This window comes from Polaribacter vadi, assembly GCF_018861005.1.
GTDB lineage: Bacteria > Bacteroidota > Bacteroidia > Flavobacteriales > Flavobacteriaceae > Polaribacter > Polaribacter vadi_A.
This window is the reverse complement of the sequence record NZ_JAHKQL010000028.1, coordinates 1-5,265: the sequence shown is the minus strand read 5'-3', so window position 1 is coordinate 5,265 and position 5,265 is coordinate 1. Positions and strand designations below refer to the sequence as shown.

General features: G+C 26.0%; 7 protein-coding genes. All 7 read left to right on the top strand.

Annotation, left to right across the window (positions count from 1 at the left end; translation table 11 throughout):
- The first annotated feature begins 25 nt into the window (after positions 1 to 25).
- A complete protein-coding gene (locus KO506_RS12860) occupies positions 26 to 1,087 on the top strand; it encodes a hypothetical protein (protein WP_215995327.1) in 1,062 nt (353 codons plus the stop codon).
- 258 nt (positions 1,088 to 1,345) lie between these two features.
- Positions 1,346 to 1,888, top strand: coding sequence for a hypothetical protein (locus KO506_RS12855; protein WP_215995326.1), 543 nt, complete (start codon positions 1,346 to 1,348; stop codon positions 1,886 to 1,888).
- A 117-nt stretch (positions 1,889 to 2,005) separates the two neighbouring features.
- Entirely contained in the window at positions 2,006 to 2,464 is a 459-nt protein-coding gene (locus KO506_RS12850) for a hypothetical protein (RefSeq protein WP_215995325.1), read from the top strand.
- 3 nt (positions 2,465 to 2,467) lie between these two features.
- Positions 2,468 to 2,830: a hypothetical protein gene (locus KO506_RS12845; RefSeq protein WP_215995324.1), complete on the top strand. Its 363-nt coding sequence runs from the start codon at positions 2,468 to 2,470 to the stop codon at positions 2,828 to 2,830.
- A 166-nt stretch (positions 2,831 to 2,996) separates the two neighbouring features.
- A complete protein-coding gene (locus KO506_RS12840; protein WP_215995323.1) occupies positions 2,997 to 3,245 on the top strand; it encodes a hypothetical protein in 249 nt (82 codons plus the stop codon).
- A 9-nt stretch (positions 3,246 to 3,254) separates the two neighbouring features.
- Positions 3,255 to 3,776, top strand: a complete 522-nt coding sequence (locus tag KO506_RS12835) for a hypothetical protein (protein WP_215995322.1) — start codon at positions 3,255 to 3,257, stop codon at positions 3,774 to 3,776.
- A gap of 191 nt (positions 3,777 to 3,967) precedes the next feature.
- Positions 3,968 to 5,032: a hypothetical protein gene (locus KO506_RS12830; RefSeq protein ID WP_215995321.1), complete on the top strand. Its 1,065-nt coding sequence runs from the start codon at positions 3,968 to 3,970 to the stop codon at positions 5,030 to 5,032.
- Positions 5,033 to 5,265 lie beyond the last annotated feature (233 nt).

The following is a 5,265-nucleotide window of genomic DNA, read 5'->3' as shown; positions in this document are numbered from 1 at the left end:
TTTCAGGACAAGACATAAAAGCCATATGAAAAAATTAATAGTATTACTTTTACTAATTCCTTTTTTGGTTTTTTCTCAGAATACAAATGATTCAATTTTAATTGAGAAAAATAAATCTACAATTCAAGAGTTTAATAAAAAAATTAAGAATCTTGAAGAAAAATTTGAATATCAAGTAAAAAATAATGAACAAACTCTTAATAGTATTTCTAATCAAATAGGTGCAACATCATTTAACTTGTCTATTTTCGCTTTTCTTTTTGGTATATTAGCAATAGGACTGGGTGTTTATATAACTTGGGTTGAAAGAAAAATTATAAAAATAAGAGGAGAAAATGAATCTCTTTTAAAAAAAACTATTCAAACAAAAAATGAAGTTGTAGCTATCAACGAATTAATTCAAAAAGATATTTATGGTTTATTTATAAAAATCAAAAGAGAAGAAACTGAACATATCCTGAAAAGATTAGTATATGTCCCCAAAGATGTTAACAATTTTGTTACTCAACTCGTATCAAGAGAACTTATTGAATCAGACTTTGAATTAATAAAAAAAGCATATTTAAAGCTTGGTGACCAAGCAAATTTTAAAGAAAATTACCAAATTATTATTTTCCAACATTTTTTAGATTTAGCATTGAAAGATGATGAAATTTCAAAAACAATAACTGAGTCTTACCCAATATGTATAAGTTGCTCTTTCGAAAATGATATATTGAAATCTACAGAGAATTTTATGAAAGCAATTATTGATTTAGGTTTTCAGAAAAAAGTATTAGAAATAAATAGTTTTTTTAAGGGACTTTCTTCTTCACAACATAAAAATTACAATAAAATTTATGAGATAATATTCAATTCATTAAATAATAGGGATAATCAATTTAAATTTTACTTATTAATTGATAAAAACGAAAACAAAAAAATAGCAAAACTCAAATATGGTAAATTGTTAATAGACAAATATTCTAAAAATGAACTTTCCATTTCTGAGCTAAATATAATTGATGACGTTAATTCAATACAAAATGATTTAGATAGAGTAGAACTTCAAAGAATTGAAGTCGAAGAAAGAAATAAAAAAAAATAACTATGCACAACACCGTACAAAATTAATTGCTTGCTTTTTGCTCACTTACGAAAATCCTCGCGGATTTTCTTTGTCAGTAATTATTTAGTAAATTTATTGCTTAAACAACGCAACTAACCTTGTACAAACACGTTGGCAGTAATTGCTCACTCAAATGAAAACTGAAAATAAATTATTGAAGTATTAATGAATTTATTAAGATTATATTTACGAAATCACTTTATTCACGGTTTGATATTTGGATTAATTATTGCTATTATGGCAATTATAGGAAGCTTAATAAATCCTGGAATTATAAGTCTGAAAGCATCAATAATTTCAGCTTTATTAATATTTATTCCAATAGGAATATTCACAACTTCATTTTTATTTTGGTATGTAGAAATCTATACTCCGAAAAAAATGAGTAAAACATTGAAAAATAAATCTTTTGTTAAATTCATTCAAATGGGATTTATAGAAAAGGAAAGTTTTTTAGAAGGCAATTATAAGGAATATTATTGTCGCATTTGGTGGTCTCCTTATACACCTCTGAATAACAACAGAAGTTCTATAAATTTATTTATAAGTTGTAATCCTTCAAAATTTCAATTAGAAAAACTAACTGAAATGTATAAAAAGGAAAAACTAATATGGAATGAAAATGGAGTGTTAGGTTTTGTTCCTATTTTAATAAAAACTCCTAAACACGAAAAGTTGAAAAATAAACTTGATAGAATAATTCAAATCTTAAACCAAAAGAATATTAAGTCAAAGGAATTTGAAAATGAAATAACTACTGCCAACACCGTACAAAATTAATTGCTTTGTTTTAGCTCACTTACGAAAGTCCTCGCGGACTTTCTTTGTCTGTTATTATTTATTATCTTTATTGCTTAACAACAGCAACTAACCTTGTACAAACACGTTGTAAGTAATTTGACCAAAACAAGAAAAATAGAACTGAATATAGGAAATCCGAAAAATGGATGGCTTCCGATTGAATTAAAATCTGCGGATTTTGAATTGGAATTTAATGCGTCAAATATTCCTGAAAACCCAACTGACAAACTTTGCGAATCTCTGATTTTAGCAGTAAGCGGAATCGAGACGGAAATATGCTGGAACTTGGAACCTGAATGTTATTTCTTTGAACTAAAACAAAGCGGAAAAGAAATTGAACTAAATATTTCAAAAAGTGGAGGAATAACAGAAAACCGAAATCTGATTTATAAACTGACTGGAGATTTTGAGTCTGTGATTTTACCAATGTATCGGAGTTTGAAAAAGTTCAATACGTTGGAATTTGACAAAGCTGATTGGAAAAAAATTAACCAAGAGAAACTTAAAAAACTGACAGAATTAGTGAAATCTAAAAAACTTCCAAAAGCTTTATAAGATATGAAGTACAAGAATATTCCATCAGCAATTCACAATTTTGGTCATAGTTTTTTAAGCTATGAAAATTATGTAGATTCTGATTTTGTAATTGATGAGCTTAATAAAATAAGCAGGAAGAATTATGACATAAAAATTGATTGGAAAACTAAAGAATTCGAACCAAAGACTATGATTTCTGATAGAATTACTAAATCAATTGGCTTTTGGTATAATAACATAAATGAGCATTTCAAATCACAAAACGTTGAATTCGAATCTCTGAAATCATTTGAACTAATTTGGAACAATGGAGAAAAACCAAAAGTTATTGCGACTGACAACAGAGGGAAATTTTACGAAAAGGAAATAACAAATACATTATAAACTGAATAAAAAACTACTTACAACACCGTGTATAATTCATTGCTAGTAAATGCTTACTTACGAAAATCCTCGCGGATTTTCTATTCGGTTTGTATTTGCTAAATTAGTTGCTGAAACACGCAACGAAATCATACACAAACACGTTGGCATTAATTAAAAACTAACATTGAAAAAAGACGAAAAGGAAATAATATTTGAATACTTGTGGAAAACTATCAACTTCTTTTATGGTGTTTTGATTATAGCCTCAATATTTGTTGGAATAAGAACTTTACTTTATTTTTTAGGCAGAATACCTGAAGAAAAAACGAGTTTAAGTGGAACTTTAATTGTGGTCGCTTTTATCATAATTTATATAATATTTCGAAATTTGGCAAAACCATATTTTGAAAAAAAAATTAATAAAAGAAAGTAAAGAATTAAAATGGAAAAATTACAAGTTGAACAAACTGGAGAATTAATAAGCGAGAAATGCTGGAAATTAAGCGCATTTTTATTAGCTGAATATGACTTCAAAAAAATGGTTCATCCATACAATGAATATTGGTGTAAGTTTGGAACTGACTTTAAAGACTCTTTTCAAAAAACTTTCTTCAAAGAATTAATAGAATTAGCTGGACTAATTAGAGCTATTTTAGATATGCATAGTTTAAATGCAGAAAATTATGGTTTAGTTGGAAAAATAAAATATGAAAATAAGGAAATTAAAAACCTTAACTATAGAGAATCTTGTAACAAAATTATTCACGCCGAATATTATTCAATTGATTTTGAAGAAACAGGTACTCATCCATTGGAAAATGGGAAAAATAAATATAATGATTCGGAATTTTCTAATTATAAAAACCCGAAAATAATTACAGAAGGAATTTACCATAACAAAAAATGGAAAGTTGAATTCGAATTTATCAAATTTATAAATGAAACATTAAACATTCTGAATTAAAACTAATGCCAACACCTTGTATAATTTATTGCTTGCAAATAGATTACTTCCGAAAATCCTATCGGATTTTCTTGGTTCGTGTTTTATTTATTAACTTTATTGCTTAAACCCGCAACAAACCATACAAAAACACGTTGGCAAACATTTCCGGAAAAACCTCAATATATATCTTAATAATAATTACAAGTGCTATGAAAAAAATTTTATTTTTTATTTCTCTTTTAGTATTAGCTAGTTGCTCTTCAACGAAGAAAACACATTCAGAAAATAAAAGAACAAACTCTTCTGAATTAAAAAAAGAGCAAGAAAAAATCGAAAGAGAGTTAAGTTACTTCAAATTAAGTTATTATATTGAAAATATAAATAAAAAACTAAATATCAACTCTTTATCATCTCTAAAAGATAAAAATATTCAATCCATTATAAGAAAATCCCCCAATTACCTGACATTAAGAAAAAATTGGAAAAAAGCTATTGAAGATTTTGCTTTATTTGAAGAAAAACACTCTCCTGAAATAAAAAGAATCAAAGATTTATATAAAAAAGAAACAGACAAAAAATTAAAGAATAGAGACGCTTACAAGAGAGAATATTTTCCCTTAAGAAGGGAATTGAAATCTAAAGAACCTGAAAAATTTAAATTCTATAACAATAATTTGATAGAAAACATCAAAGCTAAGTGGTTTGATGCAGCAAACTATTTGCTAAATCATTATAAATCACAAAACTTAAAAGCCCCAGTTTATTGGCTAAAAGAAAATGATTTAATTGGAATAGAAAATAAATCAAATTACAATGAATTAATTGAAGAATTAAGCAATATCAAGAAAAACATACAAAATATAAAACCTATTTGGATTGGTTCGGTTACTACTACTCCTAAAACAAAAAAATGCGCATTATTAAAATTTAGATATAATAACAAATATAATGAGTGTTTTCAGAATGAAGTAAAATCATTTATCCAAAAAAATATAGATAAAGATTTTATTCGTAGAAACAAATTTGAATTAAAAAATATTCGAAATAAATTAGTTTTATTTTTCACAATAGATAAAAAAGGAAGAATTTATAATATAAGGATAGTTAAATCTAAAACATTACCGAAAGAAAGTGAAGAATTTTATAAAAAATTGGAAAATGAATTTTCAGAAATGTTTAAAACATTCGAGACCTTAATACCTGGAAAGAATAAAGACAAAGTTGTTGAAGTTAATTCTGGGATTACTATAAATTTTAAAAAATTTTTTAATTGACTATTTCATTTTTGAATTCGTTCAACTAATTATTTAATAGTTTTTTTGAAAAATAAGATTAATTTGAAATACAAGAAAAAAAACGATTTGCCAACACCGTATATAATTTATTGCTGGCTTCTTGCCTACTTGCGAAAGTCCTCGCGGACTTTCTTTGTCCGTAATTATTTACTAAATTAGTTGCTTGAAACACGCAACAAACCATATACATCAACGTTGTAAAACATTATGTC